The organism is Halobellus sp. Atlit-38R (assembly GCF_003665925.1).
GTDB classification, from domain to species: Archaea; Halobacteriota; Halobacteria; order Halobacteriales; family Haloferacaceae; genus Haloquadratum; species Haloquadratum inordinatus.
This window is the reverse complement of record NZ_QXIJ01000005.1, coordinates 1-14,551: the sequence shown is the minus strand read 5'-3', so window position 1 is coordinate 14,551 and position 14,551 is coordinate 1. Positions and strand designations below refer to the sequence as shown.

Sequence of the window (14,551 nt, the reverse complement as noted above, 5' to 3'; positions counted from 1 at the left end):
AATCCTGATTCTTCACCCACGATCCACAGTCGCCACAGTACAGTAGGTCATACGCACGCCTGAACACGTCACGCTCATTCTTCAATTCCTCCCCAGTATAGAATGCCGCTTCGGCATCGTTGTGGTGTACGTTCCGATGAAGCAAATTCAGATGTCGGTCCAAATCCTGTTTAAGCTCCTCAAGGGCATCAAGATCGTTGTCAATCTGCTCTCAGTCGATCACATCGGGTTAGAGGAAGTGTCTGCTTTGGGAAGATGTGCAACAACCCGAAGCAGACAGCGAGATAGAGGAAGAGCACCTGCTTAATTTTGTCGTCAACAGCGTTGACGAGGAACTTGCGATAGATCTCGGCGAGAACGTCGAAGTCACCACAGAGAAACTGTATGAGGTCCTCGCCGGCGCCAGCGCCGGCGGGACCTCAATCAACCACGTCTGCGAAACGGCAGACGACTCACCGCACGCCAACACCGTTCGGGGACATCTCACCGACCAGTTCGACCTTGACACTGTTGAGGCGGTTGGAGACACGCTCCTCCAACGAGATGCGGTTGAGACACTGCCGGATCGACCAGTGGAGGTCGTCGCCGACCTCCACCTCGATCCCTACTACGGCGACGAAGACGAGACAGAAGCGCTGTATTTCTCGGAGGCGAAACGGGGAACAACCGCTTTTCACGCGTATGCGACGCTCTACGCGCGGGTACGCAACAAGCGGTACACGCTGGCGGTGCGCCAGCTTGTCGCTGGCGACACCACCAGCGATGTCCTCGCTGAGTTTCTTGAACTCCTCGACGGCCTTGACCTCGGCGTCAAGGCCGTCTACCTCGATCGCGGATTCTACAACAGCACCTGTCTCAACCTACTGTGCGCGCACAACTACGCCTACGTGATGCCGATCGTCAAGTGGGGCGAGACGATTCAAAACGAACTCAGCACAGGCTGGAGCCGCGAGATCGAACAGGATCTCGCCGGCGAGGTGACGTTTCCTGTGTTCATCGATTGCGTCTACCAGCAAGGACGATACGACGAACACGGGGTGGCGCGTCACGGCTACGCCGCTGACGCGCCGTTTATCGACACGCCGCGGGATGCACGAGAACACTACAGCAAGCGCTTCGGCATCGAGTCAAGCTACCGCTTAGCCAAGCAGAGCCTCGCGTTCACCAGTTCTCAGGACGCTGGGCTGCGGCTGGTGATGTTTGTCGTGAGCCTGCTGCTGCAGAACAGCTGGCGGTATCTTCACTGGCGGTACGTGGCGGCGCCCTGCCGCGGGGGGCGCCGCCTCTGGCAATGGTCGTTCACGGAGTTCTGTGAGATGGTGCTGCGGGCCGCTTGGACAGCGCTTGGTGTGCGCAGGGCTGTTCCAGCGAACCAGCCACTCGACGACCGGTTCTTCCGGTAGGGTAGCTGTCCACCGGTCCGGACAGCAGTCGTGAGTGGCGACGCTGTCGCGTCGGCGGCAGTCCGCCGCCGACAGCGACGTTCCATCCCGAAAATTACACTCACCAGCGCTTCGAAGACGCTCCACAACCAGTTCGATCTGATTCACCGCCATCAGACGAGATTGCGCGGCTGTCGATGTGATCGACTGATTCTTCACCGCATCGACTGCACGATTCACCTGGTCAGACTCGCCCGATGACAGAGCATCGGCGAATGCTTCGGGTGTATGCTCCATAGTTCGTAGTTCCATAGCCAGTCGTGTAACTGCTCGGAACGAGCCACGCGAAGAGTGAGCGCCATAGATCTCAATCCATCAGTGTCGTTTATCCCGGGTGCGTGCGTGAATCATCATAAATGCGGATCAAGTTCGACGATGGAACACTCCTACTCCGTAACGCCCCGGATGACGTTCCTCATGCGGAGTGGGACGACCGTGTCGACGAGTACCGAGCGCAGGCCTATCGGTATCGTGCTCTCCTCGAATGGGCCGGTACATGGACAGGCAGCGACGACCAGGCCACGCTCCGCGATGGATTCGGTCGGTCCTGCGAGGATTCTGCTCGGGCCTACCCCGACCTGAAGCTCACGACGGCGCTCCACATCGAACCGCGTGACTACCAGCAGGCCGCCCTCGACGCCTGGATCGATCACGATCGGCGAGGGAGTGTCGTGCTCCCCACGGGCAGCGGGAAGACGTTTCTCGGCCTGCAGGCGATCGCCGACGCCGGCGTCAGCACACTCGTCGTGACGCCGACGATCGACCTGATGAACCAGTGGCACGCCGCCCTCACCAACGCCTTCGGCGACCAACTCTCGGAGCCGATCGGCGTCCTCGGCGGTGGCAGCCACGACGTCACCGCGATTACCGTCACCACCTACGACAGCGCCTACCGCTACGTCAACGAGTACGGCGATCGGTTCGGCCTGCTCGTCGTCGACGAGGAACACCACCTGCCAGCTCCGACCTACCGGCAGATCCCCGAGATGATGATCGCCCCGTATCGCCTCGGGCTGACCGCCACCTACGAGCGGCCCGACGGCAAGCACGAACTCCTCAAGGACCTCCTCGGCTCGGTCGTCTATCGGGAGGACGTCGACGAACTCGCCGGTGAATACCTCAGTGAGTACGAAACGATCCACATGTCGGTCGAGCTCACGGCCGATGAGCGCGAGCAGTACGACGAAGAATATCAGATCTATCGGGACTACGTCGACAGCCACGAGTTCGATCTCTGGAAAGAAGAGGGCTACCAAGAGTTCCTCAAGCGCACCTCCTACGATCCACAGGGCCGGCGGGCGCTCATCGCCAAGCAACGCGCCGAGCGGATCGCCCGAACAGCGGAGAAGAAGCTCGACACACTCGACAATCTCATCAAGCGCCATCACGACGACCGCGCGATCATCTTCACCGCCAACAACGACTTTGCTTACGACATTTCTCGGGAGTTCATCGTCCCCTGCATCACCCACCAGACCAAGACCAACGAACGCACCGAGATCCTGAAACGGTTCCGGACCGGCGAATACTCGATGCTCGTGACCTCGCAGGTTCTCGACGAGGGGATCGATGTTCCGGCGGCAAACGTCGGGATCATCCTCTCGGGGAGTGCCTCGAAACGCCAGTACGCCCAGCGGCTCGGCCGCATCCTGCGCCCCACGGACGACCGTCAGCCCGCGCGGCTCTACGAAATCATCACCGAGGATACGATGGAGACCTACGTCTCCCAGCGCCGCCGGGAGGGGGTGAGTGCCAGTGCTGACGGCTGACCTCGCACGCTCGCGAAGGACCGACGAGACGATCACGCCGCTGTTCATCGATCCCGACGAGGAGCGCTACCGACAGACCGCGCGAGAACTCATCCAGCTGTTTGAGAACCACCTTGGCGAGCCGAAAGGGGACCTCGAGGACGCGATTGACGAGCTGACCGTCGCAGATACCGACTACAAGATCGTCCAGGGCCTCGCGAAGCTCCTCAAAGACGAGTGTGAGTTCGAGGTCGTAGCCTCCGTTGAACCGCGTGAGATCCGCCGACGGTTGTTCGAGAAAGCCAACAAGCGCTATCCGATCGTCCGCCAGCCCACGCTCGGCGAGGACACACAGAAACTGGAGGTGTATAGTGCGGTCGCCGACGACCTCGGGGTGTCATTGGAAGAGTGCTATCGCGGGATGTACGCCGATCTCGAAGACAACAAGCGACTCATCCGAATCGGCACGCGCACGGCCGACCAGTACGCTAGTGATGGCGATAGATCAACCTCGACGACCAACCTGACCGGCAGCAGCGACGCGGAGTACGAACACACGGATCTCACCGTGGACTGGCTGATGACGCGTTACAACCTCGCGCTTGCCCAAGCGGTGCTCTACGACGCCACAGAAATGCGGATTCGGGTGTGGGACCACTTCGGGACGGTGTTCAGCTACATGAAGCTGTTCGGGTTGATGCACCGAATTTATCCGATCGACGCCGACGGTGAGCGCGTCGCGAGCACGAACCAAGCCGCCGGCTACGAGGCCGTACTGGACGGCCCGGCATCGCTATTCTCGAAGTCGCAGAAGTATGGAATCCGGATGGCGAACTTCCTGCCGGCGTTACCGCTCTGTGACCGGTGGGAGATGACTGCCGAGATCCTCGTCGACGAGACGACCGGCGGTACCCGACAGTTCGCGCTCGACCACACGGAGGATCTCGATTCGCACTACAGTGCCGGCAAACGGTTCGATAGTGACGTGGAGCGGACGCTCGCCAATAAATGGGAGCGAGCGAATACGGACTGGGAGCTGGTGCGAGAAGACGATGTCTTCGACCTTGGTGCAGAGGTGATGATTCCCGACTTCGCGATCGAGCATCCTGATGGTCGACGGGCAATTCTCGAAATCGTCGGCTTCTGGACGCCCGAATATCTGGACACAAAGTTGGAGAAGATTCGAAAGGTTGAGGCCGACAATTTCGTGCTGGCTGTCTCGGAGCGGCTGGATTGTGCGAGCGAGGAGTTCGGGAGCGCCGCCGATCGAGTGCTGTGGTTCAAAACTGGGATGCACGTCTACGACGTAGTCGATTTAGCTGAACAATACGCGACGGGGATGCCATAGAGTCAAGAGCAGGCGTCAACTGCCCCGTGCACGGTGGCGCGAGGCTTGTCAGTGAACTCGGCCTCTACCGGCCGTGGTTAGTCGGCCGGGACGAATCCCCGGTTCGGCGTCACGATTCCTGACTTCAGGGCGAGTTGAAAGATAGTGGATCCAGTAAGGCTTTTAACTGTTACCGGATTATTGGTAACTACCAGATGTACGAGGTTCTCGACGACACGGCGGCGCAGCTCATCCTCGCCATCGAAAGTGGTGACTCCATCCGTCGTGTCGCCCAGCACCTCCACACGCCGTACGAGACGGTACGACAGGCCGTCAATCGGCTGGAAGACGCAGGCTACGTCACCTATGAGGACGGCCTCTCAGTCGTCGACGAGCGCGTAAGAGACGCAGCACGAGAGTTCGTCGCTGCCAGCGCCGGCGTCAGTCCACCATCCATCGAGGAAGCCTACGTCATTCCACAGTTCGGTGACTGGCCGTTCGCATTCACACGAATCGACGCCGTCTACGTGTGGACCCAAGGAGGCTACCAGGTTGGTCGCGAGCCCGACGACTATCCGCTGTTCCTTGCTGTTCGTGAGCAAGACGTCGACGCCTGGGAGGCGTTTTTTGAGTCGTTCGGCCTCCCTACCGCATTCGAGCGGCAGCCACGAATCGAGCTGGACGGGGCGCTGCAGATCGTCCTCGATCCACGCGCCTCACTTGACATTGAACACATCGAGGGGTACCCGGTGATCCCGAGAGACGAGACGATCGAGTATATGCGTGAGAACTACGCCCAGTTCCAGTCGGCGCTCGCGATGCTCGGCCGAATGTACGAAGACATCGACCTCGGCGTCACGTACCGGGAGACCGAACGGGCACAGCTATGAGCTTCAACAACCGAAGTGACGCGCTCATCGAACTGCTCGAGGAACTCACCCGAGAGGGCCACAAGTACGTTCTCGTCGGCGGTTACGCTGTCTCAGCGTTCAATGCTCCTTCTCCACGGACCTCGATATCGTCGTCGCGCCGGACTCCAAAGCTGACTTCGTCGAATTCCTCGAACGTCGGGACTTCGAGGAAACGGACAGCCACGCCAAGGAGTGGTTCTACGATACAGAGGTAATCGAGTACGAGAAGCGGCTCACGCCGCAGCAGCCGATCGGCTTCGATCTCCTGGTTAACGGACTCGGGTGTCGCCAGACGGAGGCACAGTGGTCGTTCGACTACCTGTACGAACACAGCCACCAACAGGAGGTGAGCGGGGGCACAGTGACGACGACGGCTAGAGTCATCGATGGGGCAGTCCTCGTCGCGGCAAAGCTCCACAGTGGCCGAGAAACGGACCTCCGAGACGTCCTGGCAGTGGCAGAAGAGATCAATCTCGACGCTGTCACGCCCCACCTGCAGCGAGGGGACGACGATGCGCTACGGGAGCAACTTGAGCGTGGTCTGGAGATCTTGGAGAGCGAAGAACTCAAACACGGCTTTCGGAGTGACTTCGGGGCTTCAGCTGTCTCAGAAGAGACGGTCACCGCTCTTCAAGAGTATCTGTCTTCGCAGATTGACCACCTGAGCTGAAGCGGTCGGGATCTCGTGGATTTCACCGTCTGCTTGCTGGGTATTGGACACACCGTCAGCAAGCAGACGTCTCAACTAACCGGCTTTGTGAAGTACTGACACTACAACTGACGTGACGAGTCCGTGAGGCTTAAGAACCAGCGCGGTGACGGTGGAAAAATCGTGAGAGACGATATCAGCACCAGTAGCAGCCGCGTGTGTATCGTCCGTGTGTGGGGCACCTCTGTCCGGGCTCTCGCTGAGCAACCGACAGCGGCGCATCTCATACAATCCCCAGTCCGTTTGCCAGCGTGAGGCTGGCGATAACCGCAAATCCACCTGAGGCCAGTCCGTACTTTAGAAGCTGCCGGCGAAGACTACTACTGAATTTATCAAACCCTTGATCAGAAAGTACTAGCGGCGTCTCGTCGCTCCCCCGGAGCACGGGGGTGCCCCGGTCAACCGTGACTTCCCCGCAGACGGCCAGCATCTCACCGTCGAGGATGGCTCTCGCCTCAAAATACTCGTCGTCTCGGCTCTCGGCGTCCGCATCTGCACCGAAGATACCCTCCACATCGGCAACCGAGGTAACGATCCAGTGGTCCTCCAGATGGACGTACGGAGATCTCCAAGTGCGCTTCGACAGAAAGGTCGATACCGTCCACTCCGGAGACACTGTTGTGATATCGGCGCTGTCGTGGGTCTCGGCCAACCAGTCTGTGTCGATACGAATCTCACGCCGACCGTCGTCGACGGAAAACGTCCCGGACTCGATCCCAGATGCATACGTAATCATATTCATATCCGCTCCGGGCTCTTCAGCATCAAGATTGGAGTTATACGACTCGGATTCCTTGAGCCGCCACACGTACGCACCAATCGACTTCGCCTCATCGATCGGGAACGAGTTGTTTAGTGGCGGTGAGTCCCTGACGTTTACCGTCCCCTCTATGGCGATGGTCTCGCCACCGACGAGTGTCGATGGATTCTCGTCTTCGGATGCCGACATCGATTGGTGGAGTATCCCGGCGGTGATGGCTCGGTAGCCCAACCACAAAGAGCTAGCAAGTAGAATTATTCCGAAAATAGTACTCACCGCTTCGACCATATTCGTCTGCACCGGTTGGATATACTTTACATATTGGAAGAAGAACCCCCCTCAGAGAGAGCCTGTTCGGCCAGTTCACATCACCCGTCCTTGCCACCGCCAGCGTTACAGTCATAGCTCAACGTGCAACCAAATCCTCACGGCTAATTCAGTTGTCGAGCCGTGAAATAAACACCGTGGCAACTCCTATTAAAATCCTGTATTCTATGATACCCTGGTGGGGGTCAATGACCGACAGAGGGATTGAGGAACTCCAAGCAGAGGTGCACGAGTAGCGCGAAGAGGTCATCGCTACCTCACCGACGAGGACGTCGACGTAAGCAGTTGAGACGCTCCAACCGTCGCTGACGTCGATGGCCGGCTGCTATGATCTGAACCACAGTAGCCAGCTGGAATTCACTCGGAACGAGGGGTGCTACGACAGCCATCCTAACAGCGGACACGGTGGAGCCGATTTCGGCCGCGAAACGCTAGCTTCCGCCACAGATCTCTGGATATGATGAAAAGATAAGTTTCAAATAGGAGTCATTATTTTGCCGAACTGGGGCCAGAGGCACGTGAACCCCCATCCGCTACCAAATCCCTCTCAGTATCGGCATTCCGGTGCCCCCTCACCGGGATGTTTTGACGTACTACTATCACCTCTCTGCGCGACTGGACCTAGAGTATGCCCGCTGACGACTCCGCTGACGTCGACCCGGAGAACCCACGACCGAGCGGCCACTACCCACGGTTTCGAGACAACACGTGGCACTACGTTCCAGACGAACTCGCCCAGACGATCTCGCTCGGTCCAGGAGGTGACAGTGAGGAAGGTCAAGATTGGGTACTCTCCTACAGACCGGACCGAGCCGATCCGGACGATCACGAGGAGATATTCATATGACTGACGCCGCGGGCGCTCCAGGAACTCTACATCGAGACGAAGGATCTCTCACCCGACGCTCGGCAGGCGGGGCATACGGCCGAGTGTGATCTCTGCGGCAATTCAGTCCCGCTTGAGAAGGCGGTCCCGAACAAGCGCGAGGGGCCCGTCCATCGGCGCTGCTACGTCGATGCCTACGGCGGGCGGGCCCAAGTGGCTCGAAGATTACTGACGCAACGCCAGGATGCATCAGAAAGGACACTACGGCGCGGCACTCGCTGTGTATGCCCCCGATCGCCTTCGTGCTCACAGCTCTCGGCTACGCGACGCCCGCGCTGCTCGGTGGCGGTGTCGTCGTTGGGGGCGCAATGATTCCCGATCTAGATCAGCGGATCCCGGGCGTGAAGCATTGTGGCCCTACGCACACGGTCTGGTTTGCCCTCGCTGTCGGTGTGATCGTGGGAACTGCCAGTCTGGTAGTGGCGTGGTCTGGTGGTGTCCTCACTGCGCTTGCGGCCGGAGGCTTCGGGTTCGTTGTGGGCACACTCACTATCGCGGCGCACATCCTCGCTGATGCGCTTACGCCGACCGGTGTTCGTCCGTTTGCGCCCATTCGCGACGAGAAGTACACGGCTGATCTCCTCAAAACGGCCAACCCGCTTGCGAACTATGCGGTATTTGTTGCTGGTGCCGCCCTCGCTGCTATCGCGTTCACCGCTGGTCTGACGGTTCAATAACGGATAGTCCGCCCAGACTTACAGGATACTCATCGAAGTATGTTTATCTATCGACGATTCTCTTCTCTCGGGAGCGGTAGCTACATTGTACCATTGTCAGAATGCGATACTGAATGATGGCAACGGAATCACCCACAAGTGGCAGTTCGATCGTCAGTCTTCCATCCCACCCGGTGGGATATGTGACAATCCTCGCGGCACTGGTAACCGGCGTGGTCCACCTGCTGTTAGGGCCCCAAGTGATGGGGTTCAGTCAGACGATGGGAATACTGTTTATACTGAACGGACTCGGATTCCTCGGTGGGGTTGCACTCTACCTGAGCCAGTACTGGAACCGTCCACTCTATCTGGTCGCCGCGGGCTATGCCCTGGTTACAATCGTCGCCCTGTTCGGATTCCAAGGCTTCAGCGTCGAGGCGTTTTATATGCGGGGTGAGCTCAATCCGATGGCTGTCGCCGCCAAAGTGGCTGAGCTTGTCGTTGCTGCAGGCGCGCTGTTCCTGTACTCAGACGCCGGCGCCTAACCCACTTCGCCCCCGCGTACTTCGACAAAACCCCCACAGCAGTACTCTGAGCCCCTGTCCAGCGTTCTCTTCGGGCGAGTCGCCGTACGAGTGCCTAAGTCTTGCGCTAGCTTGACCGAAACGACGATGCGGAGTCGAAACTGGTGAGCTCGTCGATCCGTTGCTCTAACTCTTCGATCTCCTGCTGTAGGTCTGCCGTATCCTCGTCGGTCGCGGCTAGTTGATCTTTGAGTCCCTGGAGTCTGGTCGCTTTCGTCTCTTCGTCGACGTCGGCTTTCCGCACGTAGGCACTCTCCTCGATCTCGTAGACGTCCGACTCCGAGAGCTCCGTCACTTCGAGCGCGTCATCGACCTTGCTGGCGTCCACACTGGTCACGCGCTCACGGTCGATCCCGGCCGCGGTCAGTGTCTCCAGTACTTCGTCGTCATCTTTCAGCCGTCCCAGCCGCCATATTCTGTGGCAAATTCACGTCCGGTGCAATTGTCGGTAGCCAACCCAAACAAGCGGAACTCAACGTCCTCGAAGGGAATCCCCCAGACACCGAGATCAGGCGGGAACTCTGCGTTTGCGGCTAGGCTGGCGTCTGCTTGCTCTGTGTCGGCGTCCTCGATCTCGTAGATCTCGCCCGTCACAACGACACTCCGCCAGATCGCGGGGTCGTCTGCGTCTTGCTCGTACACTGTGAGACAGACGTTCGGGTTGGATTCGATCGCTTCACTCTTCCGGCTGCTGTAGCCGCCACCCCACTGCATCGGAAAGACCATCTCTTCTGCATCGTAGCCGAAGGAAATCGGGATTGCATACGGTTGTGTGCCGTCGACCAGTGCCAGCACGCCGATGCCATTTCGAATGAGCACTTCATCGATTTCCGTGTCGTCGAGGCGTCTCACTATATCAGAGATCCCATTCCACTAGCCTAAAGGTTTCTCGCCGACTGGCTGGTTGCGGGTCTGGCATCGGGGTGCTGTGGGCGAGAAATAGGTGCATAATGAGTTACACACGCGAGAGAGGCATCCACGCTCAGTGTAGCTTCAAGCCTGGAAGTGTGAGTCCTCGTGGCTGATATTCAACTGCCAAATACGTGGAACCAGGTCGATTAATAGGGGTCGACGGATCCTCTCAAGTGAATTATACTAGCGTTTGCAGCCTATCGCCCGCTGGCCGGTAGATCCGTATGGATACTGCCGGTGTCCACTTCGTTTTCAACTCTCACCCCCTCTGGATTAGTGCGGAGTGCCTGAGGTATCCCGTCACCCGCCTCATTCACCACCCGCCCGTCTTTCTATGACTGTTATCCCTCTACTGTGAGTTCTCGTCAACTGTTATTTGGTTTACTTACTACCACGATCTTCGCGCCTGAAGTCATCCTCGGAGAATCGTAGGGAGTACCGCTCAGAACACCAGTATCTGGGCGAGTACACCGAGGAAAAAGACCCCGACCAAGACCGCGACTCCAGTCTTTTGGACTCGTTGTCCGTAGGTATCGAGTTCGTGATTTCCGATGAGGATGGTGACGAGCCGCGTTGGATGTGCGAATGGGCTTGGGGGTCGTGGTTCCGGGATCCGATCGCGGAGCCGCCGATATTCGGTGAACGACCAGATACTGTAGAGCAGTACCGACACGACCAATGTGACCGCCGCAAGCAACGCAATCCCGAGCAGCACGCCGATCGGATCCGACAGTTCGACCTGCAGGTGCACTGGATCACTGCTTCCGGCTCCCGAGAGCAAGAGAAGCACCGCAACACCCACCATCGAGGCTGGTAGGATGAGTATTGTCACCTTGAGTAGCCGTGTACTGAAGCTATGGACGGTGTCTCGGGAAACACCGAATAGGGTTTGATACTGCGTCGAGGCGTATTCCTGTTCGGCGTGGAGTTCGGTCTCAGATCCTGGTTTTCTTGCACCGACCGCGTTGAGCGCTGTGACGAGTAACACGAATCCACCGAGGGCTACGAACTCGAATGGGCTCGTTATCGTCTGCCGCTCTAAGAACCCATCACTTGGGTTCGCGGGATCGACGTATGCGGTCACTGTCTCACCTGCTTCGTATGGTTCAATCGCTGATCGGGCATCCGATCGCGTGTCGTATGATTCGCTAATACTGCCAGGGAACAGTTGATCGCCGGTGTAATCCGTTCCCTGGAATTGATAGGTGAACTCGACCTGAACGTAATAGTTCGATCCACCACGGCTCTCCGATTGGGAGACAGATGCCTCCTCGACCGTCGCCTCAACTTTCACGGCATCGTCGACCGCCTCGGACTGCTGAACGTAGTCGTACCCGCCGTACGAGATCAACGCGAGGCAGGCGACAATCAGAATAACGGTCCCTCTCGTGATTCTGATCGGCGTTCCTCGTATGGTGAACTCCATCTGCCCGAACACCAACAGCGTTGTGGACGTGTTCTGATCTGTCGAATCGACGCTTGAGACCCGTAGGAGCGTTACTCTGCGTGTTTCAGTATTTGCGGGGTGACAACTATTTCCAGGGCAGCAATTCCGAGTGCGACCCAGCGGATCGTACCTTCGAGCAGGACGAATGCGATAATGGCGATGATCGCGGCATTAACGAGGCTGAGACCATAGCGGACGACTGGACTGTCGAAGATGGAGGGCATATGAATGACCCAATCGAGTACACGACCATATTCTTTTATATATCTGATCTTGAGGGAACGCAAGGCAGGTTGTGAGGTCCAGGGTGTCATAGAAGATTTCCTACACCCACACAGGAATCGTTCACTACAGGTGAAGCACACATCACGCCTAAAGATCTCTATTCCAAAACACCGAAACCAGATGATCGTTCAAAAATGGCGTGTGACAGACGGACAGACCGTACTTCTCGCACATCTCCGTTCGATTCGATCGGCACTTGTTGCTGTAGCAATCTCAGTTCTCGCAACCGGTCTAATCATCCGCGAAGACCCGTTAGCGTTCCCGTTCCTCCTCGTTAGCATTACTGTCTGTTTGTATTCTTTTGTTCCGCCAGTTATTAATAAGTAATCTATCATTATACTTGTTCTTACAGCTGTTTCAGCTGATCTCTTGTGAACATAAGGACTGGGATAGGTTCCGAAATCCTCTCCGCTGTAACCATCGCACGAACCAGCTCACCTCCTCGATGAACTGATCTGTTCAACGAATACGTAGGAGATCACCGCTAAGATGATTCTGGACTGTGAAGCGGAAAGTAGAACGACGGAGCGATCTTACTTCTCTGGTAGTGAATCAGGCACGGGGACAGTACTGTTGAGGTTCTTCGTCTTATCGAAAGGAGACTGTTGAATGAGGTACACTCCTAAGACGAGGAGACCAATTATACCCATCATCACTCCAAGTAGTGGAGCGACCACAAGCAGAAGTCCGGCAACTCCAACATCAAGCACGCCGATAACTAGTGCCGCTTCAAGCGTGATTTGCTGGATATAGCTGACGGAGTTTGATTCTGGCGTCGGCAGTAGTAAACTGCCAGTTGATGGTCGATTCGTCCTCGTTGCGAGTACGTTCCCACGCGGCGACCTCCGCACGGAGGGTCGCCGCGTCAGGAATACGTCGATCAAGACACTCGGTGGCAAGTGCGCTGAACTCTATTTCTGCTATGTTGAGCCAACTTCCGTGCTTGGGTGTGAAGTGGAACTCCAACTTTTTGAGGAGGCGATGTGCTTCCTCTGGTGGGAGAAACTCGTAGAATGCGTAGGCTTTGTGGGCGCTGAGATTATCGAGCACCACCCGGATGCAGTCGGCATCCGGGTAGTGCTCATCGACGAGCGTCTGCATTTGCTGGACGAACTCACGTTTCCGACGGCGTTTCGTTACCTCGACGTGTCGCCACCCAGTGAGTGGTTCGCTCATCATGAAGAGATTCCGCGTTCCGTTGCGTTTGTACGTGTAATCGTACCGAGCGACCGCTCCCGGGCGGGCCGGGAGCGGGTCGCGGACGTGCTTGTGTAACTCCTTGTTGCTCTCGTCGAAGCAGATGACAGGACGCGCTGGGTCGTACGGTTCGTGGTAGAGATCCAGAACGTCCTCCATTCGGTGGACGAAAGCGGCGTTGTGTTCGGGTTTGATCACCCACGCTTCTGATCGGTGAGGGCGCAACCGTGTTTTTTTAGCACCTGTCGCACGGTTTCGTGAGAGATCGACTCAACGTCGATCTCGTTGAGAGCAACGAGCTGGTCGGCGAGGAGATGAAGCGACCAGCGAGAATGTCCTTCCGGCGGTTCGCTGCACGCTAATGCGATGAGGTGGGCTTCAGCTCGTCCGTCGAGTTTGCGCTCGTAGACGCGGTCGGCCTCGCGGCGATTAATCGCCGCAAGGCCGTCCTCAGCGTACCGTTTGCGGATGCGACCGACCGTTCCGGGATGACAGCCGACGGCTTGACCGACCTGTTCGTCGGTCAAGCCGTCATCCGCATGCAAGAGACAGCGTACACGCGTGAGAACACGCGTTTTGTACATTCCTGCGGAGAGCATCGCTTCGAGTTCGGCGCGTTCGTCAGCAGACAGATCGACAACGTACTTTTGAGTTCGCGGCATAATGGACTTCAGAACACGTCTGAATGCTACCTAGAGGTGCTCTGAGTAGATAAATCTAGCAGTTCAAGCTTGAAGCGGCACTAGGGGATAGAGAGTCTGGTGCGTCATCGTGTTTGCATAAGTATCGGATCACCAAAAAGTCCCTCAAGGCTCAAACAGCCCTTACACATACTCCACGGGATGATCTGAGTAGTGGCCCTATGCTACTGAATCACAGATCAGTCTCCTATTCTAAGTAATTGTTCAGAGATATTCGATTTCTCTGTTCAGGAACAATTACTTTCCTGACTCGGTTACAGAAGGCTATGGACTGGGAGAAGTGGGCAGACCTGTGTGTTGCTATCGGGATGCTACCCTTTATGATCTGGATGGCACTCACAAGCCGCTCAATCTCCGCAGTTGGCTGTCTCGTATTTAGTTTGACTGCCGCCTTGCGACTCCGCTCATCACGAGTGCGATGGTGGACAGACGAGTACCAGTGGCGATTTCTGGTGATTATGCTCCCGGTGCTCCTGATGACCGTGCTGGGAGCGATGCCGAACAGATAAATGTAGGAATTCTATGACACCCCCTATGCAAAAAGAATTGCGTACAGTACGACACAGAGACCGATTACTGTCACGAGGCCCCGTACAAGTAAGACAACGCCATTCCCCGCGCCAGCGATGTCCGTAAGCAACACCGCCACGAAAACAACA

At 57.3% G+C, this 14,551-nt stretch carries 13 protein-coding genes and 2 pseudogenes; 8 read left to right on the top strand and 7 right to left on the bottom strand.

Annotated features, from left to right (window positions below):
- Positions 1 to 257: 257 nt before the first annotated feature.
- The 5 genes and pseudogenes from D3D02_RS08505 (at position 258) to D3D02_RS21630 (ending at position 6,098) form a co-directional block, all read left to right on the top strand.
- Positions 258 to 1,403: an ISH3 family transposase gene (locus D3D02_RS08505; protein ID WP_121569559.1), complete on the top strand. Its 1,146-nt coding sequence runs from the start codon at positions 258 to 260 to the stop codon at positions 1,401 to 1,403.
- A 395-nt stretch (positions 1,404 to 1,798) separates the two neighbouring features.
- Positions 1,799 to 3,211 (top strand): DEAD/DEAH box helicase, encoded by a 1,413-nt coding sequence (locus D3D02_RS08500; protein ID WP_121569558.1) that lies wholly within the window; start codon positions 1,799 to 1,801, stop codon positions 3,209 to 3,211.
- Positions 3,198 to 4,538 (top strand): DUF790 family protein, encoded by a 1,341-nt coding sequence (locus tag D3D02_RS08495; protein ID WP_121569557.1) that lies wholly within the window; start codon positions 3,198 to 3,200, stop codon positions 4,536 to 4,538. Before D3D02_RS08500 ends, D3D02_RS08495 begins: the two co-directional genes overlap by 14 nt.
- 194 nt (positions 4,539 to 4,732) lie before the next feature.
- Complete coding sequence (locus tag D3D02_RS08490; RefSeq protein ID WP_121569556.1) at positions 4,733 to 5,407, top strand: helix-turn-helix domain-containing protein; 675 nt, start codon at positions 4,733 to 4,735, stop codon at positions 5,405 to 5,407.
- A pseudogene (locus D3D02_RS21630) lies at positions 5,404 to 6,098 on the top strand (hypothetical protein). The gene D3D02_RS08490 and the pseudogene D3D02_RS21630 overlap by 4 nt, the downstream one beginning before the upstream one ends.
- 262 nt (positions 6,099 to 6,360) lie before the next feature.
- Here D3D02_RS21630 and D3D02_RS08480 read toward each other — a convergent pair.
- Positions 6,361 to 7,185 (bottom strand): hypothetical protein, encoded by an 825-nt coding sequence (locus tag D3D02_RS08480; protein ID WP_121569555.1) that lies wholly within the window; start codon positions 7,183 to 7,185, stop codon positions 6,361 to 6,363.
- A 667-nt stretch (positions 7,186 to 7,852) separates the two neighbouring features.
- Between D3D02_RS08480 and D3D02_RS21555 the strand changes: the two genes are divergently transcribed.
- The 3 genes from D3D02_RS21555 to D3D02_RS08465 all read left to right on the top strand — a co-directional run bounded on the left by D3D02_RS21555 (position 7,853) and on the right by D3D02_RS08465 (position 9,311).
- Positions 7,853 to 8,071, top strand: coding sequence for a hypothetical protein (locus tag D3D02_RS21555; RefSeq protein ID WP_121569554.1), 219 nt, complete (start codon positions 7,853 to 7,855; stop codon positions 8,069 to 8,071).
- 263 nt (positions 8,072 to 8,334) lie between these two features.
- Positions 8,335 to 8,787: a metal-dependent hydrolase gene (locus D3D02_RS08470; RefSeq protein ID WP_233560618.1), complete on the top strand. Its 453-nt coding sequence runs from the start codon at positions 8,335 to 8,337 to the stop codon at positions 8,785 to 8,787.
- Positions 8,788 to 8,903: 116 nt separating this feature from the next.
- On the top strand, positions 8,904 to 9,311 hold the full coding sequence (locus D3D02_RS08465; protein ID WP_121569779.1) for a hypothetical protein: 408 nt from the start codon (positions 8,904 to 8,906) through the stop codon (positions 9,309 to 9,311).
- Between the two features lie 106 nt (positions 9,312 to 9,417).
- Here the strand turns inward: D3D02_RS08465 and D3D02_RS08460 are convergent.
- From D3D02_RS08460 to D3D02_RS21150, 6 genes and pseudogenes are all read right to left on the bottom strand, one after another.
- A pseudogene (locus D3D02_RS08460) lies at positions 9,418 to 9,747 on the bottom strand (hypothetical protein); the annotation flags it as partial.
- Entirely contained in the window at positions 9,744 to 10,202 is a 459-nt protein-coding gene (locus tag D3D02_RS08455; protein WP_121569553.1) for a pyridoxamine 5'-phosphate oxidase family protein, read from the bottom strand. The pseudogene D3D02_RS08460 and the gene D3D02_RS08455, both read right to left, overlap by 4 nt.
- Before the next feature lie 502 nt (positions 10,203 to 10,704).
- Entirely contained in the window at positions 10,705 to 11,688 is a 984-nt protein-coding gene (locus D3D02_RS08450; RefSeq protein ID WP_147435587.1) for a DUF3592 domain-containing protein, read from the bottom strand.
- A 71-nt stretch (positions 11,689 to 11,759) separates the two neighbouring features.
- A complete protein-coding gene (locus D3D02_RS20890; RefSeq protein WP_199723043.1) occupies positions 11,760 to 11,933 on the bottom strand; it encodes a hypothetical protein in 174 nt (57 codons plus the stop codon).
- 790 nt (positions 11,934 to 12,723) lie between these two features.
- Positions 12,724 to 13,389 (bottom strand): IS630 family transposase, encoded by a 666-nt coding sequence (locus D3D02_RS21155; protein ID WP_233560617.1) that lies wholly within the window; start codon positions 13,387 to 13,389, stop codon positions 12,724 to 12,726.
- Complete coding sequence (locus D3D02_RS21150) at positions 13,386 to 13,853, bottom strand: helix-turn-helix domain-containing protein (RefSeq protein WP_233560616.1); 468 nt, start codon at positions 13,851 to 13,853, stop codon at positions 13,386 to 13,388. The genes D3D02_RS21155 and D3D02_RS21150 overlap by 4 nt, the downstream gene beginning before the upstream one ends.
- Between the last annotated feature and the right edge of the window lie 698 nt (positions 13,854 to 14,551).

Bases quoted from the DNA above. Each gene is read 5' to 3' on its own strand.
- D3D02_RS08500 (WP_121569558.1), top strand. From the start codon at position 1,799: ATGCGGATCAAGTTCGACGATGGAACACTCCTACTCCGTAACGCCCCG.
- D3D02_RS08465 (WP_121569779.1), top strand. From the start codon at position 8,904: ATGGCAACGGAATCACCCACAAGTGGCAGTTCGATCGTCAGTCTTCCA.
- D3D02_RS08450 (WP_147435587.1), bottom strand. From the start codon at position 11,688: ATGGAGTTCACCATACGAGGAACGCCGATCAGAATCACGAGAGGGACC.
- D3D02_RS21150 (WP_233560616.1), bottom strand. From the start codon at position 13,853: ATGCCGCGAACTCAAAAGTACGTTGTCGATCTGTCTGCTGACGAACGC.
- D3D02_RS08490 (WP_121569556.1), top strand. From the start codon at position 4,733: ATGTACGAGGTTCTCGACGACACGGCGGCGCAGCTCATCCTCGCCATC.
- D3D02_RS08480 (WP_121569555.1), bottom strand. From the start codon at position 7,185: ATGGTCGAAGCGGTGAGTACTATTTTCGGAATAATTCTACTTGCTAGC.
- D3D02_RS20890 (WP_199723043.1), bottom strand. From the start codon at position 11,933: ATGCCCTCCATCTTCGACAGTCCAGTCGTCCGCTATGGTCTCAGCCTC.
- D3D02_RS21555 (WP_121569554.1), top strand. From the start codon at position 7,853: ATGCCCGCTGACGACTCCGCTGACGTCGACCCGGAGAACCCACGACCG.
- D3D02_RS08470 (WP_233560618.1), top strand. From the start codon at position 8,335: ATGCCCCCGATCGCCTTCGTGCTCACAGCTCTCGGCTACGCGACGCCC.